The following is a 16,266-nucleotide window of genomic DNA, read 5'->3' on the forward strand; positions in this document are numbered from 1 at the left end:
CCGGACCTAGGCCTTCCGGGCTAGGACTTAGGGTGGCAATCATGCGGGATAGTCAGGACGCCCTGCTGAACGCCGTCAGCGCGGCCGTCCTCGCGGTCACCCGGCACCTCTCCCCGCGAGAGGTGCTGCAGGTCATCGTGCGCTCGGCCCGGGAGCTCTTGGACGCCCGCTACGCCGCCCTCGGCGTGCCCGACGACGACGGGTCGTTCGCCGAGTTCGTCGCCGACGGGATCACCCCCGAGCAGTGGGCGGCCATCGGCCCCACCCCGCGCCAGCACGGCCTGCTGGGCGCGATGTTGCGCGAGGGCACCCCGGTCAGGCTCGGCGACGTGCGCCGCGATCCCCGCTTCGACGGCTGGCCCAAGGCCCATCCGGTGCTGAAGGACTTCCTCGGCGTGCCGATCCAGGACGGCGACCAGGTGCTCGGCATCATCTTCCTGGCCAACAAGGCGTGCGGGCCGTTCACCCACGACGACCAAGATGTGCTGACCCTCTTCGCCGCCCACGCCGCCATCGCGCTGACCAACGCCCGCCTCTACGAACGCGGGCGCGAGCTGACGGTCATCGAGGAGCGCCAGCGCATGGCCCGCGAGCTCCACGACGCCGTCACCCAGAAGCTCTTCTCGTTGCGGCTCACCGCCCAGGCCGCCAGGGCGCTGCTGGCCACCGACCCCGAACGGGCCGCGCGCGAGCTCGACACCGTGCAGCGCATGGCCGGAGAGGCGCTGGCCGAGCTCAGAGAGGTCATCGTCGAGCTGCGGCCGGCCGAGCTCGACAGCCACGGCCTGGTCGAGACGCTGCGCAAGAACGTCGGCCTGCTCGACCGCCTCCACGCCCCGGCGGTCACCTTCGAGGGGCGTTTCGACGGCGAGCTGCGGGCCGAGACCGAGGTCGCGGTCCTGCGCGTCGCCCAGGAGGCCCAGCACAACGCGCTGCGCCACTCGGGCTGCTCCACGCTGCGGGTGCGGCTCTGGCTCGAACACGCCGACCTCGTGCTGGAGGTCGTCGACGACGGCGGCGGCTTCGACGGCGAGCCCACCCGGGGCCTCGGGCTCGAGTCGATGCGCGACCGGGCGGCCGGAGTCGGTGGCAGGCTTGACGTGATCTCCCGGCCGGGGGCCGGGACGACGGTGAGGATGGTGGTGCCGACATGATCCGGGTGCTGATCGCCGACGACCATCCGATCGTGCGCCAGGGCCTGCGCACGTTCCTCGAGGTCCAGGGCGACATCGAGGTCGTGGCCGAGGCCGGCGACGGCGCCGAGGCCGTCAAGCTGGCCCGCGCGTTGTCGCCCGACGTCGTGCTGCTCGACCTGAAGATGCCCGTCCTCGACGGGCTGGGCGCGCTGGCCGAGCTCGACGGCGCCGCCCGGGTGATCGTGCTGACCTCGATGACCGAACGCGGCGACGTCGCGCCCGCGATGCGGGCCGGGGCGGCGGGCTTCCTCTACAAGGACGTCGACCCGGCGGCGCTGGTGTCGGCCATCAGGGCCGTGCACGGCGGCCAGGTCGCGCTGGCCCCCGAGGCGGCCGAGGCGATGCTGACGCCGTCGTCGTCGGAGGCGGTGGCGCTGACCGACCGCGAACGCGAGGTGCTGGCGCTGATCGCCGGCGGCCGGTCGAACCGCGAGATCGCGCGGGCGCTCGACGTCGCCGAGAAGACCGTCAAGACGCATGTGTCCAACGTGCTGATGAAGCTGGGCGTACAGGACCGAACCCAAGCGGCCCTGTACGCCGTGCGTCACGGACTCGCCTAGAAGGCGATCACGTGCCCTTCTTGCGGTTGCGCGTGGGGGCGCGGTCGGGCTTCGGCGGCGGCGGGGGCGGCGGCACGTAGACCTGCTTCGTGGACTTCTTCTTCTTGACCGAGGGGGCCACGATCTGGGTCTTCACGGTCTTGGTGAAGATCCAGCCCTTGATGCCCAGTTCGCGCAGGCGCTTCTCGTCGAGGTCGCCCGCTCCGGTCGGCACGTCGAAGGTCATGCCGCCGAGCTTGGCGGTGGCGGTGCCGCGCGTCTTCTTGTTGAGGGTGACCTGGATCGTCAGCCACGTCGAGTCGGTCTGCCAGTCCTCTTCCGGGTCCGGGTAGAGGATGGGCGGCGGCCAGCACCAGAACTCGTTGCCCTCCCACGTGCACGTGGTGTTCTTCGGGCCGTTCCACTTCAGGGTGCTGATGATGCCTTTCGGCAGGATGCCCCCGATGTAGTAGTAGTCGGCGCTGTGCGGGCCGACGTTGGTGATCTCGAAGTAATAGGTGATCTTGGCCCCGGCCTTCACCTTCTTCGGATAGACGACGTGGTGCACCTTGAAGTTGGCGAAAGGGTCCTTCTTCACGGTGACGCCCTTGGCGGCGCTCGCCAGAGCGGGCGCGGCGCTCGCGGGCACGCTCACCGCGAGCGGTGCTAAGAGCATGAGTCCGGCGACGATGCCGGAAGTTCGGCGCATGGAATTCTCCGTTGGACAAGACATGGCATTCCCCGTATGTCTAGACCATTATCACTTTGGAACGGTTAAGCACTACTACACTTCGCGTAGAGTTGATCGTTTGTACGGGGGAGCACCGTCGTGCCGCAGACTTCGCCATTACGGCCTGGCGACCCAACTGAGCTGGGGGTTTACCGCATCGCCGCGCGCCTTGGGGAAGGCGCGCAGGGGGTCGTGTACGCCGGGACCGCACCCGACGGGACCCCGGTCGCGATAAAACTGTTGCGCGTTACGGACGCGATCGACGCCGATTCGTTCCTCCGTGAAGTGTCGGCCGCGCGCCGGGTCGCGCAGTTCTGCACCGCCCAGGTCCTCGGCGCCCACATGGACGGCGACCGCCCCTACATCGTGTCCGAGCTCGTCGACGGCATCTCGTTGCAGAAGGTCGTCCAGCAGGAGGGCCCCCGCACCGGCGGCAACCTCCACCGGCTGGCCGTCGGCACCATCACCGCCCTGGCGGCCATCCACCGGGCCGGGATCGTGCACCGCGACTTCAAGCCGTCGAACGTGCTGCTGGCCCAGGACGGGCCGCGCGTGATCGACTTCGGCATCGCGCGGGCGCTCGACTCGTCGTCGACCCTGTCGAGCGGGGTCGTGGGGACGCCGGCGTACATGTCGCCGGAGCAGATCGAGGCCAAGCGCGTCGGCCCGCCGTCCGACATGTTCAGCTGGGCCGTGACGATGTTCTACGCGTCCACCGGCCGGCCCGCCTTCGGCCACGACAGCCTGCCCGCCGTGCTCTACCGCGTCATGAACGACACCCCCGACGTCTCGACGCTGCCCGACCTGCTCCGCCCCATCGTCGAGGCCAGCCTCGACAAGCAGGCCGACAACCGCCCCACCGCCAGCGAGGCGCTGTTCGCCCTCCTCGACCACCAGGTCGACGACGACCTCGACAAGTCCCTCCTGGCCGGCCTCAACGCCGCCTCCAAGAAGAAGGACACCCCACCACCCCCGGTGCGCACACCCGCCGACCCCGGCCCGCCCCCGCCGCCGGTCACCCCGGGCTTCGCGCCGCCCGACCCCCAGGCGCCCCACCTGCGGCCGCCGGTCCAGAACTTCCCGCCCCAGGGCTACCCGCAAGGGCCCGGCCAGAGCTTCCCGCCCCCGGGTTACCCGCAGGGACCCGGCCAGAGCTTTCCCCCGCCGGGTTACCCGCAAGGGCTCGGACAGGTGCCTCCCGGCGGTTACCCGCAGGGCCCGCCGCAGCCGGGCCCGCCTCAGCAGGGTCCCGCGCAGGGGTACCCGCCGCGTTATCAGCCCCCGCCGCCGCACCAGAGTTTCCCGCCGCCCGGGTACCAGGCGCCCAACGGTGGGCATCCCGCGCCGCCGGTCGAGCCGAAGCCCAAGGGCAAGGCGAAGAAGGCGAAGGAGACGCCGCCCCCCGTCGAGGTCGACGCCGACGCGACGACGTTCCACCCCCGGCCCGACCCCACCGGCGGCTGGCTCGGTGAGGCGCCGCCGACGAAGAGCAGGGCGGGCCTGGTCACCGGGATCCTCGTCGGGGCGCTCGCGGTGGCGGCGACCGCGCTCTTCCTCGTACCGAACATCTTCGGCGGCGACGAGGACGACCCCGGAAAGATCCCCGCGGCCGCCCAGGACGCCATCACCGAGGCGCCGGCGACCCTGACGCCGACCACGACCCCCGCGGGTTCGGTCCCGTCACCGGTGGCCGCCTCGATGTCGCCGACGACCCCGCCGTCGCCCACGCCCAGCCCGACGCCGACCGCGGCCCCGGTCCCCGAACTCGGCAAGCAGGACGGCGGCTCCCTGGCCGGGCACCGCAGCTCCATCTACTCCGTCGCCGTCGGGGGCGAGAAGGACAAGCCGGTCGTCGTCACGGCCAGCGTCGACCGGTCGGTCCGGATGTGGAACGCCGAGTCGCACAAGGCGCTCGGCAAGCCGTTCTACGCCCACGGCGACTGGGTCTACGCCGTCGCGACGGCCGAGGTCAACGGCCGCCCGCTGGCCGTCACCGGCAGCCGCGACGGCTCGGTCCGCGTCTGGGACCTGGACAAGCGCAAGGCCGTCGGCGGCGGCCTGTGGGGACACGGCAACTCCGTCTACACGGTCGCCATCGGCAAGGTCGGCAGCAAGTGGGTGGCCGCCTCGGCCGGCGCCGACGGCCGGATCCGCCTGTGGGACCTGAAGACCCGCCAGCCCATCGGCAGCGGCATCAGGGCCCACAAGGACGTCATCAACTGGATCGCCTTCGGGAAGGTCGGCGACAAGACCGTCATCGTCTCGGCCAGCGAAGACAAGAGTCTCAAGGTCTGGGACGCCTCGTCCAGGAAGCAGTTCGGCAAGACCTTCAGGAGCCACGGCAAGCCCGTCTACTCCGTCGCCACCGGCGAGGTCGACGGCAGGGCGGTGGCCATCTCGGGCGGCCAGGACAAGAAGATCCGCGTCTGGGACCTGAAGACCGGCAAGCAGATCGGCGACAGCATGACCGGCCACAAGGACAACGTCTACTCGCTGGCCTTCCGCGAGATCGGCGGCCACCCGATGGCGGTCTCCGGCTCCACCGACGGCACGCTCCGCATGTGGGATCTGGAGCAGTCGGAGGAGGTCGGCAAGCCGGTGAAGGCCCACGACGGGAAGAACGTCTACTCGGTCGGCTTCGCCGACGTCGACGGCAAGACCATGGTGGTCTCGGCCGGTGAGGACAAGCGGGTCAGGTTCTGGAAGCTGACCGACTAGGCGCTGAGTTGTTCGAGGATCGCGTGGTGGGCGGCGACCCGCGCGCGGCGCACGGCGTGGTCGAGGGCCTTGAGCGCCTCCCGGCGCGCGGTGACCTGGCCGGAGGTCAGCCCGCGCTCCTCGGCCAGCCGCAGGGCCAGCGAGAGGCGGGCCGCCAGGTGGCCGACGCGGTGGGCCCGCCCGGGGTAGCCGGGCGCCAGCGCGCCGTCGACGTGGTCGAGCGCGGGGAAGCCCTGCATGGGCCCGTCGACCGAGGTCAGCGCGTCGGTCGCCGACCGCATCGCGGCCGACAGGGCGCGTTCGGCGTCGGCCAGCTGCGGCACGTCGGCGTCGGCCGCGTGGGCGTCGTGGACGGTCCACCGGATGCCCGAATAAGACGAGCCGCGCCGGTCGGGGGAGGGCACCAGCCCGAACCGCCGGGTGCCGAGCACGGCGATGACGGCCTGCCCCGCTTCGAGCGCGGCGCCGTTGAAGACCGGCGGCCCGGTGAGGCCGAGAAGGTCGCCGGGGATGGGCAGCGCCAGCCGGAACGACGACAATCCCGTCGCCCGCAGCTCCGCGAGGAAGACGCGCAGCGGCGACTCGCCGGTGATATCGGTCACGATCTGTGGACCGGCCGACCGCTCAAGCGCGTCGACGGCGTCGTCGAGACCGGCATGGCCGGTCAGCCAGGCGTTGCCCCAGGAGACCAGGGCCGCGGAGATCGGTGAATCGGTGCGCACCCCAACCACGATAAGGCAATAGATTTTACGCGGACGGATTCGGACGTGAGGGGGATCGTCGTGGGCGGTCAGGTGCTCAACATGCGTGGCGTCGCCATCCGGCGCGACGGCGCGATCCTGGTGCGCGACATCGACTGGGCGGTGGCCGAAGACGAACGCTGGGTGGTGATCGGCCCCAACGGCGCTGGCAAGACCACGCTGCTGCAGATCGCCGCCGCGCTGCTGTTCCCCACCGACGGCCACGTCGACATCCTGGGCGAGCGCCTCGGGCAGACCGACGTGTTCGAGCTGCGTCCGCGCATCGGCCTGGCGAGCTCGGCGCTGGCCGAGAAGGTGCCGCCGGAGGAGAAGGTCATCGACCTCGTGCTGACCGCCTCCTACGCGATCCTCGGCCGCTGGACCGAGGAGTACGACTCCCACGACGTGACCCGCGCCGTCGAGCTGATCGACCAGCTGGGCTGCGCCCACCTGATCCGCCGCCGGTTCGGCACCCTTTCAGAGGGCGAGCGCAAGCGTGTGCAGATCGCCCGCGCCCTGATGCCCGACCCCGAGCTGCTGCTGCTCGACGAGCCGGCCGCCGGGCTCGACGTCGGCGCCCGCGAAGACCTGGTCAGGCGGCTCTCCCAGCTGGCGCAAGACCCGAAGGCGCCCACGATGGTGCTCGTCACCCACCACGTCGAGGAGATCCCGGCCGGGTTCACCCACGCGCTGATGCTCCGGCACGGTTCGATCGTCGCGCAGGGCCCGATCGACTACGTGATGACCGGCGACAACCTGTCGAAGACGTTCGGGGTGCCCCTGGGGCTGGAGAGGAACGCGGCGGGCCGTTGGTACGCCCGGCCATTCTGATATTTCGTTCTTTTTCCTCTTGTAAAGCGTCGTCCAAATATCATTTACTCCAGTCGTCACAGACTGGAGTGGACGCATGACCCAGATCGTCATCACCTTCCTCGTGGTGGGCCTCGCCGCGTTCGCGCTGGCCCGGACGATTCGCATCGTGCCGCAGGCGACCGCGCGAATTGTCGAACGATTCGGTCGATATCACCGCACGCTGAACGCGGGACTGAACATCGTCGTGCCGTTCATCGACCGCATCAAAGTCGAGGTCGACCTGCGCGAACAGGTCGTGACATTCCCTCCCCAGCCGGTCATCACCTCCGACAACCTGGTCGTCTCCATCGACACGGTCATCTACTTCCAGGTGACCGACCCGAAGGCGGCGACGTACGAGATCGCGAGCTTCATCGTCGCGGTCGAGCAGCTGACCGTGACCACCCTGCGCAACGTGGTCGGCGGCATGGACCTCGAACGCACGCTGACCTCCCGCGAGGAGATCAACACCGAGCTGCGCGGGGTGCTCGACGACGCGACCGGCCGCTGGGGCATCCGGGTCAACCGGGTCGAGCTGAAGGCCATCGACCCGCCCGCCTCCATCCAGGACTCGATGGAGAAGCAGATGCGCGCCGACCGCGACAAGCGCGCCGCGATCCTCACCGCCGAGGGCAACAAGCAGTCGGCCATCCTCACCGCCCAGGGCGAGCGCGAGGCGGCGGTGCTGAAGGCCCGCGGCGAGGCCGAGGCCGTGGTGCTGCGGGCCCAGGCCGACGCGGAGGCCCGCGCGATGCGGGCGAAGGGCGAGGCCGACGCGATCGGCATGGTCTTCAAGGCCATCCACGACGGCAACCCCGACGAGAAGCTGCTGGCCTACCAATACCTGACGACCCTGCCGCAGATCGCCAAGGGCGACGCCAACAAGTTGTGGATCGTGCCGTCCGAAATGGGCAAGGCGCTCGAATCGCTGGGCGGCCTCTTCCAGCCGCAGGGCAAGCCGGACAAGGACCTGCCCGCGAAATGACCGACGGGCGTGTTCCGGCCCGTCGGCTCATCCCCGCGACGACCTGACGGGCATCGATCGGCCCGTCGGCGAAGCCCTTCTGACCTGACCGTAAGTTCCGCCCCCATGTCCTGAGCTCGGACCGCTGCCGCCTAGGATTCCGTCAGCCGGTACGAGATGAGGGTCTGTGACACCGTGTTGACGGCGTGGGAGGCGGTCGCGGTGTTCGCGGCCGGGATCGGGGCGGGCGGCATCAACGCCGTCGTCGGCTCCGGTTCGCTGATCACGTTCCCGACGCTGCTCGCGGTGGGTTATCCGCCGATCGTCGCGAACGTGTCCAACAACATCGGGCTGGTGCCCGGCGGGGTCACCGGGGTGCTCGGCTACCGGGCCGAGCTGACGGGCCAGCGGGCCCGGCTGACCAGGCTCGCCGCCGCTTCGGTCCTCGGCTCGCTCGTCGGCGGGTTCCTGCTGCTCCGGCTGCCCGCCCAGGCGTTCAACGTGATCGTGCCGATCCTGATCGGCGTCGCCTGCGTGCTGGTGGTCATCCAGCCCCGGGTGGCGGGCTGGATCTCCCATCGCCGCCGTTCGGAACACGGCGGGCCGTGGCTCTGGCTGGGGGTCTTCGGGGCCGGCATGTACGGGGGCTACTTCGGCGCGGCCCAGGGGGTCGTGCTCATCGGGCTGATGGGGGTGTTCCTCGACGAGGAGCTCCAGCGCCTCAACGCGGCCAAGAACCTGCTGTCACTGCTGGTCAACTTCACTGCGGCGGTGCTGTTCATCCTGATCGCCGAGGTCGACTGGACCGTCGTCGCGCTGATAGCCGTCGGTTCGGCGATCGGCGGATTCATCGGCGCGCGCATCGGCCGGCGCATTCCGTCGCCCATCCTGCGCGGGGTGATCGTGGTGGTGGGCATCGTGGCGATCGTGAAGTTGTTGGCCTGATTTATGCGTACAAATTATCGAAAACGGGTATGAAACCCCATGTGAAAGGCGATCGCGTAGAAATCGTCATCGACGCCGGAGGAACCCCCCGCACCTACGAGGTCATCGCGACGAAGGCCGGCCGCCGGGTCGAGGTGACCACCGGCCGGGGCGTCGTCGAGGTCTCAGAAGTGACCAGGAACGGAACTCCGGTCCGCACCGCCCGGTTCATGCAGAGCCGGGTGCTCGCCCTGGTGGAGCACCCGATCGACGCTAACGAGCCGGCCTGACCTGAACCACGCCGTCGCGGCGCACCCTCGTCTCGAACGAGGGCTGCTTCGCCGTCGCCGGGCCGTGGATCACCGCGCCGTCGGCGATCCGGAACACGCTGCCGTGCCACGGGCACACCACGCACGGCTCGCCGTTCTCGACCGTCACGCGGCCCTGGTGCAGCGGCCCGGCCAGGTGGGAGCACCCGTCGGCGAGCACCGTCACGCCCTCGCCCAGCCGCAGCACGAACAGGTCGATGTAGCCCAGGCGGCGGGCGACGGGCCGGCCGTTGGGCAGGTCGCTGATCGGGCCGAGGTCGTGCCAGCCGGTCGGCACCAGATGGCTGACCTGCTCGGCGTGGTTGGCCCCCGCCGCGAGCCGGTAGGCCAGGTGGCCCCCCAAATAGGCGCCGGCGCTCGCGGCCATCAGGCCCGCCGTCGCGAAGAACCGCCCCGCCTTCTCGCGCCCGGCGATCCGGAACGCCAGCGAGCCCGCGTAGAGGCCGACGGCGGCGGCGTTGGCGAGGGCGTGCACGAAACCGACCCGCTGCTGCTCGCGGTGCAGGGTCGACCAGTCGGTGACCCCCGCCGCGGCGGTCGGCAACGCGGTCGCCAGGCCCGCCGCCAAGACGGTCCGGGCGGCCATGGGGTCGGCCTTGGTCACGTCGAGGATGGCGGTGGCCACGAAACAGCCCACGGCCACGGTCGCCAGCGGCGGGTGCACCGGATGGCCGATCGGCACGCCGTGGAGCGCGTCACGCACCCAGCCGGGCCCGATGCGGGCGCGGACCGCCTTCGCGAGCCCTCTGATCGGCCGATCGAGCGTCGTGGCGTGTTCGAGCCGGTCGAGGAGATCGCCGCCGCCATTGCCGATTTTGCGTGGCTTCGCGGACTTCTCGGTTGATCTGTCCATCGATGTCACCCCCTGACACGACGTACCCGGCCTGTCAGGAGACGAACATCATCGGGCGAGGTGACCTCGGAGCACCGAGGTCTCCACCAGGTCGTGGGCGTAGGCGCCCAGGGTGGGGGAGCCCTCCTCGATGATCGACACGTTGGCGAGCACCTGCGAGGCGGTGACCTTGTAGAGGGCCCAGGTGCCGCCGTCGTTGTGGTGGTTGGCCATGATCGGCGCGAGCCGGTCGAGGGCCTTGGCGTAGCGGGCCTCCGGGGTCTGCCGGGCCTCGAACTCGTCCCAGAGCTCCCGGAGCGGGCCCGCCTGGTCGCTCGGCAGCAGCCCGAAGATCCGGTCGGCGGCGGCCCGCTCGGCCGCCTCCTGAGCCTCGACCGCCACCCGGTCGTAGATGAACGTGTCACCGGCGTCGATCTCGACGATGTCGTGGACGAGCAGCATGCGCACCACGCGGTCGATGTCGGTGCCTTCCGGGGCGTGCTCGGCCATCACCAGCGCCCAGACGCCGAGCTGCCACGAGTGCTCGGCGTCGTTCTCGCGGCGCGATCCGTCGATGAGGGTGTTCCGGCGGATGACACGCTTCAGCTTGTCGATCTCCACCACGAAGGCGAGCTGAGCGTCGAGGCGATCCCGGTGCTGCGCGATGGTCACCGCGCCACCCTATTCCGTGGTGATCAAACGCGGCACAGGATCACCGGAACACCGTTGAACACGGCATTCCCGGACAGCGGATCAATGATCTTTTCATCGGTCAGCACGTTGACGTTCACGCCCGCGTTCCCGGAAGCCACTTGTTGCGGCACCCCGTCGTGCCCCCAGCCGTGCGGCAGGCTCACCACCCCCGGCATGATCTTGTCGGTCGGTTCGAGGACGACGGTCAGCTCGCCCGCCGCCGACCTGATCAGGGCGCGCTCGCCGAGCCCGAGCCGGTCGACGTCGTCGGGGTGGATCTGCAGCGTGCAGCGGTTGCTGCCGCCGACGAGCCGCTCGATGTTGTGCAACCAGGAGTTGTTGGAGCGCAGGTGGCGGCGTCCGATGAGCACGAACTCCGGGTTCTGTACGGCCAGCCGCTCCCTGAGCCGGGCCACGTCCTCGACGATCTCCGGCGGCGCGAGCTCGACCATCCCCGAGGCCGTGGTGAGGATCTCCGGCAGCCGCGGCGTGAGGGGCCCCAGGTCGAGCCCGTGCGGGTGCTCGTCGCGCAGCTTGCGCAGCGTGAGGTCGCCGCCGTTCCATTTCCCGTACGGCCCCAGCCGCAGCATGGCGTCGAGACGACGCTCGGTCCCGGTGTCCCCGTCGAGTTCCGCGGGGTCGTGGTCGCCGATCAGCTGCGCGATGATCAGGTCGTCGACGCCGGAGAAGCCGGAGGCGATCTCGATGAGCCGGATGAGGATCTCGGCCTCCGACGGCCCGTCCGACGCGAGGACCGGCGGGGAGTAGCGGGCGTAGTTCCGCACCGCGAAGCCGAGCAGCGCGAAGTCGTAGTGGCCGGTGGCCAGCAGCCGGGGCGGCGGCAGGATCACGTTCGCGTGGCGGGTGGTCTCGTTGAGGTAGACGTCGACGCTGACCATGAAGTCGAGCTTCGCGAGGGCTCCCGCCAGCCGCGTCGCGTTGGGCGCCGAGGAGGCCGGGTTGCCGGCCACGGTCACCAGGGCCCTGATCCGCCCCTCGCCCGGCGTCTCGATCTCGTCGGCCAGGGTCGCGACGGGCAGCTCGCCGTTGGTCTCCTTCAGCCCGCGCACCCGGCTGGTCCACCGCCCGGTCCGGTAGGGCTTGCGCCGGCGCGCCCCCTCGGTCGCGGGCGTCGCGAACATGGCCCCGCCCGGCCGGTCGAGATTGCCGGTGAGGACGTTGAGGACGTCCACGAGCCACTGCGTCACGGTGCCGAACTCGGCGGTGCAGGTCCCGATGCGGGCGTAGACGGCGGCGGTGGGCGCGGCCGCGAGGGCGCGCGCGAGCCGTACCGTCACCTCGGCCGGGACGCCGCAGGCGGCCTCCACCACCTGCGGCGGGAAGTCCTTGACGACCGCCTCGACCTCGGCGAGCCCCTCGACCGGCAGCGTGACCTTGACCGGGCCCTCGGCGAAGAGCGTGTGCACGATCCCCGCCAGCAGGAACGCGTCGGTCCCCGGCCGGACGAACACGTGCTCGTCGGCCAGCTCGGCGGTCCGCGTCCGCCGGGGGTCGACCACGACGAGGGTCCCGCCCCGCCTGCGCAGCGCCTTGAGCCGCCCGGGGAAGTCGGGCGCGGTGCAGAGCGACCCGTTCGACTCCAGCGGATTGGCCCCCAGCATGAGCAGGAAGTCGGTGCGGTCGAGATCGGGCACCGCGATCGTCAGCGGATGCCCGAACATCAGCCCCGAGGCGACGTGCTTGGGCATCTGGTCGGCGGTGCTCGCCGAGAAGACGTTCCGGGTGCCCAGCGCCCGGATCAGCGCCCCTCCGTAGAGCGACCCCGCCATGCTGTGGGCGCTGGGATTGCCCAGATAGATGGCCCGCTCGGGTCCCGAGATGTCCTTCAGGCCCTTGGCGACGGCCGCGAAGGCCTCCTCCCAGCTGACCTCGCGCCACTGGTCACCCTCGCGAACCAATGGTGCGGAAAGCCGGTCGGGATCTTCGTCGAGCCGCCCGAGCGAGGCCCCTTTGGGGCAGATGAAACCCTTGGAGAAGGGATCGTCCCGGTCGCCGGTGACCTTGGTGACGTGATCGCCTTCCAGGGTGATCGTGAGACCGCAGACGGCCTCACAGAGAGGACAGGTTCGGTGGACGGTCGTCATGGATCTCATCGTGCGCCCGTCAGCAGGAGGGGCGGAAGCCCCAGAACGGAACAAAATTCTGCGGCCCCCGCCGTAGCCCAGACGCCCCCGCGGACCGTCCGGGCCTCCTACTGAGCCGTGCCCGGCGCCCGGTGGGCACGGCCCAGCTCAATGGGTCAACCGGCCAGCACGAGCCGGCCGGCCTCCTCGACCTCACGGACGACGTCGAACCGGGGATCGCGGTAGACACGACTCCCGAAGCCCCTGCGAGTGGTGGTCCACTCCAGCTCATAGGCCCAACGATCCTGCGCGGAGCACAACCGACGATCGGCCCCATCACGGAGCAGTATGAGTCGGGCCTTGCATAGCAAGATGGCGTTGGTACGGTGGAAGGGCATAGGAGACTCCTTATCGGTGGCTTCGAGTGGAGCTCTCGGGTCGGGTCGTCGGTGGCAGCCTTCGGCCCGGCCTTTTTTCATTGCCGGAAGGTCGCAACGCGTGGTGTGTCCGGTTGCGATCTTCTGTGAACCGTTCTGTCTCTGATGTTCCATCAGATGAGAATTGTCGGCAAGACGTCACGAAAAAAAATCTGTCGAATGCGTGCAACGCTCGATGCAAATTGCATACGATGCAAGGTGGCTCTCCCGATGGGAGCCCCAGTCCAGCTCGTCGAGGACAGAGGGGACGAGGATGGCAGACAAAATTGTCACGCCACGTCGCCAGCGACTCGGTCAAGTGTTGAGAAGCCTCCGTGAAGCCACAGGCAAGACGGGGACCCAGACGGCCGAGGAGTTGGGCTGGTCAGCCGCCAAGGTCAGTCGTATAGAGACTGCGCTGACGCTTCCGAGCGAGGATGACATCGCCGTCCTAATCGATCATTACGGGAACGACACCGTCACCCTCCAGAAGGTCCTCAAGCTACGCCACGACGCAACCCAAAAGGGTTGGTGGGAAAAATATGGCGAGTCCCTCACCCCGGGTTATGCCGCCTATATAAGTCTTGAGGCCGAAGCAACAGAAATGCGTAACTGGGAACCGATGATATTCCCGGGACTGTTGCAAACGCCCGCATATGCTCGCTATCTGGTCGGCAGAACCATCCATCCGGTGGTGAAGATTCCTCCGGCATTCGTCCGAGACCGTGTTGAGGTTCGGATGAGGCGTCAGCAGACACTTCTGTACGGCGACAAGCCGATACAGCTCCAGGTCGTATTCGACGAGTCCGTGCTCCGGCGGGACATCGGCGATCCGGAGGTCATGCTGGAGCAGTTGCGGTATGTGATCGAACTGACCGAGCTGCCCAACGTGGAGCTTCGGATCAGTCCGTTAGGGACACCATCACCAGCACCTTGGGGATCATTCGTGCATCTCAGATTCGCTGATCTCCCTGACGTCGTCTACCTCGAAGATCCAGAAGGTGGACGCTTCGGAAGCAATCCCGAACACGTGTTCGGGTATGAGAATGCTTTCGACGAACTCATGGAAGTGGCACTCGACCGACAGGCTTCTGTGCGGCTCATTCAGGAGTCGATGGCGCAGTGGCAGGCATAGGCGCCCCACGCGCGGACAGGATCGATCAGCGATGGACATCAATGGCGCTGGCTGGAAGAAGAGCTCGTGGAGTGCCAGCGGCAACTGTGTTGAGGTTGCCCAGCTCGACGTCGATCGCATCGGAGTCCGCGACAGCAAGGATCAACATGGTCCCGCTCTCGTTTTCACGGCCAGCGAGTGGCAGGCATTCATTGGAGGCGTAAAGGACGGCGAGTTCGATCTTTAGTGGCGAAAGCCATGTGGTGACCGATGCCGCTGTGCCTGGTGTTGCATAGCTGGACCCCACCGTCACCTTTGCGGTATTGAGCATGAATGCCCCTTTTGGTCATTCTTAGGGTGACCAAGACGAAAAGGGGTGGGCCGTGTCGAATGTCGACATGTCCGATGCCGTCTGGCACAAGAGCAGCTTCAGCGCGGCAGGCAACTGCGTTGAAGTTGCTCGGTTGTCGGGGAGCTACACCGCAGTCCGCCACAGCCGGGACCCCGATGGGCCCGTACTGGTCTTCACCGAAGCCGAGTGGAACGCCTTCCTTCAAGGTTTGGCGGTTGGAGAGTTCGACTAGGCGCTGACGTGAAACGGCCCGCATCCTCGGTGGGGAGGACGCGGGCCGTAACCATGGTGAGGGGTCAGCCGATGCCGAGGCCACGTGCCACGCCCTGGCCCAGGTCCTTGTGGACGTTGGTCCAGTATTCGACCACCCGCTTCTGCACCTCCGGCGTCATCTCGGGCGCCGACGCGTGCCCGACGATGTTGCTCGTCAGGTTGGTCCGGTCGTCGTCGCTCAGCACGTTCTCCCACAACGCCCGGGGCTGCACGAAGTCGTCGTCTTCGCTGTGCGCTCGGTAGGCGGAGCGCATGATCTCCCCGGTCACGTGGTAGGTGTCCCCGGCGTACAGGTCCTCGAAGGCCGCGGGGCCGCCCATGCTGTTGGGCGCGTACACCGGGTCGGGCATGTTGGCGTACCGCATCGCGCCGTCCCTGTTGTAACTGTGGACGGGCACCCGCGGCGCGTTGATCGGCAGCTGCTGGTAGTTGGGGCCGATCCGGTACCGGTGGGTGTCGGGGTAGGAGAACAGCCGTCCCTGCAGCATCTTGTCGGGCGAGGGGCCGATGCCGGGCACGAAGTTCGACGGCTCGAAGCCCGCCTGCTCCACTTCCGCGAAGTAGTTCGCGGGGTTGCGGTTCAGGGTGAAGCGGCCGATCGTGATCTCCGGGTAGTCGCCGTGCGGCCACACCTTCGTCAGGTCGAACGGGTTGAAGCGGTAGTCGGCCGCCTCCTCGAACGGCATGATCTGCACGTTCACCGTCCACGACGGGTGGTCGCCGCGCTTGATGGCGTCGTACAGGTCCCTGATGTGGAAGTCGGCGTCCTGGCCGACCATCGCGGCCGCTTCGGCGTCGGTGAAGTTCTTGATGCCCTGGTCGGTACGCAGGTGGTACTTGACCCAGAACTTCTCGCCCGCCGCGTTGTACCAGAGGAAGGTGTGCGAGCCGAAGCCGTGCATGTGGCGCCACGACGCCGGGGTGCCGCGGTCGGTCATCAGGAAGGTCACCTGGTGGGCCGACTCGGGTGACAACGTCCAGAAGTCCCACTGCATGTTGTGGTCGCGCATGTGGTTGTCGGCGCGGCGCTTCTGGCTGTGGATGAAGTCCTGGAACTTCTGCGGGTCCCGCACGAAGAAGATGGGGGTGTTGTTCCCGACCAGGTCGTAGTTGCCCTCGTCGGTGTAGAACTTGATGGCGAAGCCGCGCGGGTCGCGCTGGGTGTCGGCGCTGCCGAGTTCGCCGGCGACCGTCGAGAAGCGCAGGAACAGGTCGGTCCGGGCGCCCTTCTGGAACAGGCCGGCCTTGGTGAACTGGCTGACGTCCTCGGTGATCTCCATGAACCCGTGGGCGCCGCCGCCCTTGGCGTGGACGACGCGCTCGGGCACCCGCTCCCGGTTGAACTGGGCCATCTTCTGGATCAGATAGTGGTCCTGCAGCAGGAGCGGTCCTTCGGCGCCCACCGACAGCGAGAACTCGTCGCTCGGGGCCGGGGTGCCGGAATCCGTCGTGGTACGTGGCCTGTCAGTCATCGGGTGTCCTCCAGAAGTCGTCTGGCCTATCACCACTT

16 protein-coding genes are annotated in these 16,266 nt (G+C 68.8%); 10 read left to right on the forward strand and 6 right to left on the reverse strand.

What is annotated here, in order from left to right; all coding sequences use genetic code 11:
- The first annotated feature begins 41 nt into the window (after positions 1-41).
- A complete protein-coding gene (locus AW274_RS11195; RefSeq protein WP_062430958.1) occupies positions 42-1,154 on the forward strand; it encodes a GAF domain-containing sensor histidine kinase in 1,113 nt (370 codons plus the stop codon).
- Positions 1,151-1,756: a response regulator gene (locus tag AW274_RS11200; protein ID WP_062430959.1), complete on the forward strand. Its 606-nt coding sequence runs from the start codon at positions 1,151-1,153 to the stop codon at positions 1,754-1,756. The genes AW274_RS11195 and AW274_RS11200 overlap by 4 nt, the downstream gene beginning before the upstream one ends.
- A gap of 7 nt (positions 1,757-1,763) precedes the next feature.
- Here the strand turns inward: AW274_RS11200 and AW274_RS11205 are convergent, their stop codons facing one another.
- Entirely contained in the window at positions 1,764-2,444 is a 681-nt protein-coding gene (locus AW274_RS11205; RefSeq protein WP_157520016.1) for a hypothetical protein, read from the reverse strand.
- Positions 2,445-2,564: 120 nt separating this feature from the next.
- Between AW274_RS11205 and AW274_RS11210 the strand changes: the two genes are divergently transcribed.
- Positions 2,565-5,183 carry a WD40 repeat domain-containing serine/threonine protein kinase gene (locus AW274_RS11210; protein ID WP_083974013.1) on the forward strand — a complete coding sequence of 873 codons (2,619 nt, stop codon included), beginning with the start codon at positions 2,565-2,567 and terminating at the stop codon, positions 5,181-5,183.
- Here AW274_RS11210 and AW274_RS11215 read toward each other — a convergent pair.
- The gene (locus tag AW274_RS11215) at positions 5,180-5,905 is read right to left on the reverse strand and encodes an Rv1486c family protein (protein WP_198169132.1); all 726 of its coding nucleotides are present in this window, start codon (positions 5,903-5,905) and stop codon (positions 5,180-5,182) included. The genes AW274_RS11210 and AW274_RS11215 overlap by 4 nt on opposite strands.
- Positions 5,906-5,965: 60 nt before the next feature.
- Here AW274_RS11215 and AW274_RS11220 point away from each other — a divergent pair, with 60 nt between their 5' ends.
- From AW274_RS11220 to AW274_RS11235, 4 genes are all read left to right on the forward strand, one after another.
- A complete protein-coding gene (locus tag AW274_RS11220) occupies positions 5,966-6,754 on the forward strand; it encodes an ABC transporter ATP-binding protein (protein WP_062431900.1) in 789 nt (262 codons plus the stop codon).
- Between the two features lie 76 nt (positions 6,755-6,830).
- Entirely contained in the window at positions 6,831-7,760 is a 930-nt protein-coding gene (locus AW274_RS11225; RefSeq protein ID WP_062430962.1) for an SPFH domain-containing protein, read from the forward strand.
- A 177-nt stretch (positions 7,761-7,937) separates the two neighbouring features.
- On the forward strand, positions 7,938-8,684 hold the full coding sequence (locus tag AW274_RS11230) for a sulfite exporter TauE/SafE family protein (RefSeq protein WP_062431901.1): 747 nt from the start codon (positions 7,938-7,940) through the stop codon (positions 8,682-8,684).
- A 41-nt stretch (positions 8,685-8,725) separates the two neighbouring features.
- Positions 8,726-8,953, forward strand: a complete 228-nt coding sequence (locus AW274_RS11235; RefSeq protein ID WP_030456190.1) for a DUF8836 family protein — start codon at positions 8,726-8,728, stop codon at positions 8,951-8,953.
- Here the strand turns inward: AW274_RS11235 and AW274_RS11240 are convergent.
- The 3 genes from AW274_RS11240 to AW274_RS11250 are packed head-to-tail and all read right to left on the reverse strand — an operon-like array spanning position 8,937 to position 12,622.
- On the reverse strand, positions 8,937-9,845 hold the full coding sequence (locus AW274_RS11240; protein ID WP_062430963.1) for a Rieske (2Fe-2S) protein: 909 nt from the start codon (positions 9,843-9,845) through the stop codon (positions 8,937-8,939). The two genes, AW274_RS11235 and AW274_RS11240, sit on opposite strands and share 17 nt — an antisense overlap.
- A gap of 48 nt (positions 9,846-9,893) precedes the next feature.
- Positions 9,894-10,496, reverse strand: a complete 603-nt coding sequence (locus AW274_RS11245) for an HD domain-containing protein (RefSeq protein WP_062430964.1) — start codon at positions 10,494-10,496, stop codon at positions 9,894-9,896.
- A 23-nt stretch (positions 10,497-10,519) separates the two neighbouring features.
- Positions 10,520-12,622 carry a molybdopterin oxidoreductase family protein gene (locus AW274_RS11250; RefSeq protein ID WP_062430965.1) on the reverse strand — a complete coding sequence of 701 codons (2,103 nt, stop codon included), beginning with the start codon at positions 12,620-12,622 and terminating at the stop codon, positions 10,520-10,522.
- Between the two features lie 669 nt (positions 12,623-13,291).
- Here AW274_RS11250 and AW274_RS38600 point away from each other — a divergent pair.
- From AW274_RS38600 to AW274_RS39070, 3 genes are all read left to right on the forward strand, one after another.
- Positions 13,292-14,152 carry a helix-turn-helix domain-containing protein gene (locus AW274_RS38600; RefSeq protein ID WP_063813232.1) on the forward strand — a complete coding sequence of 287 codons (861 nt, stop codon included), beginning with the start codon at positions 13,292-13,294 and terminating at the stop codon, positions 14,150-14,152.
- A gap of 31 nt (positions 14,153-14,183) precedes the next feature.
- A complete protein-coding gene (locus tag AW274_RS11265) occupies positions 14,184-14,378 on the forward strand; it encodes a DUF397 domain-containing protein (RefSeq protein WP_062430967.1) in 195 nt (64 codons plus the stop codon).
- Between the two features lie 136 nt (positions 14,379-14,514).
- Positions 14,515-14,715, forward strand: coding sequence for a DUF397 domain-containing protein (locus AW274_RS39070; protein WP_232320075.1), 201 nt, complete (start codon positions 14,515-14,517; stop codon positions 14,713-14,715).
- Between the two features lie 64 nt (positions 14,716-14,779).
- On the opposite strand, the gene AW274_RS11270 is transcribed toward AW274_RS39070, so the two are convergent.
- Positions 14,780-16,228, reverse strand: a complete 1,449-nt coding sequence (locus AW274_RS11270) for a catalase (protein WP_062430968.1) — start codon at positions 16,226-16,228, stop codon at positions 14,780-14,782.
- Positions 16,229-16,266 lie beyond the last annotated feature (38 nt).

The organism is Herbidospora daliensis, assembly GCF_001570585.1.
In the GTDB taxonomy this organism is placed as follows: domain Bacteria; phylum Actinomycetota; class Actinomycetes; order Streptosporangiales; family Streptosporangiaceae; genus Herbidospora; species Herbidospora daliensis.